We start from the raw sequence: 916 nt of genomic DNA on the forward strand, positions 1-916 counted from the left end.
CCGGGCAGGCCGAAGTCGCGGATCTTCTTCGGGGTCGTCGGGTCGGAAAGGTCGTAGACCTGGGTCATGCGGCGGGTGCGCCAGCCGGGCGCGCCGGAGACCAGATAGGCGATGCCGGTGTCGCACTCCCAGAAGCTCTTGTGGGTGTCGCGCAGCCCGTCGAGCCGTGTGATCAGCTTCGGCTCCTCCGGCTTGGTCACGTTCCAGATCTCGTGCGCCTGGCCGCCGAACACGCGCAGCAGATAGACCGTGTCGCGGTCGCCCTTGGGCAGCGACGCGCCCGCGCAGACGCGGGTCATCTGGCCACCGCCGCCCTCGTAGAGCCCCTCCAGGCCAGGTAGATGCTTGAGGTATTTCGGGTTCTTCGGGTCGGTCACGTCGACGATCGAGGTGCCGTTGAACTCCGGCTGGCCGGTCGTCGGGTTGACGGGCTTCGGCACCGCGTCGGTGCCGCCGTGATGGCCCACATACGCGATGTAACGATCGCCCTGCTTGGCGATGGTCGGCTGGTAGGCGCTGCGGGCCTGCAGGTCGCTGTGGCCGACGAGGCGCATGTTCATCGCCTCCGGCGGGTCGCCGAGCTTCTGCATCTGGCCGGCGTTCGCTGCACCGCACGCGAGCCCGAGCGGCACCGCGAGCAGACAGATCGCGGACACAGTGGTGTTATAATATTTGATCATTCACGTCCTCCCTAGTCTTGTTTGGTCGCTTGTTTGTTGGAGGGGAGCCTAAGCAGGTCGGTTCGCGGGCGCAATCGATCGTGCGACGACCTATGTCAATCGATGGTGAGATCTGCAGGCTTTGCATACATTGGCCCGGCGGTCCGGACGCCGGGCTCGACACCGGCGCGGAAGCCGGAGATCATCCACGGTCGGCCGTCGGAGGAGATCGGACGGCCCGGGACGTGATCAGCAGA

The 916-nt window shown here is 66.2% G+C and carries 1 pseudogene; it reads right to left on the minus strand.

Features of this window, described 5'->3' with window-relative positions:
* Positions 1-590, minus strand: a pseudogene (locus ABTU92_RS29825) (hypothetical protein); the annotation flags it as partial.
* Positions 591-916 lie beyond the last annotated feature (326 nt).

Origin of the sequence: Rhodoplanes sp. SY1, from assembly GCF_046000175.1 — a bacterium.
In the GTDB taxonomy this organism is placed as follows: domain Bacteria; phylum Pseudomonadota; class Alphaproteobacteria; order Rhizobiales; family Xanthobacteraceae; genus Rhodoplanes.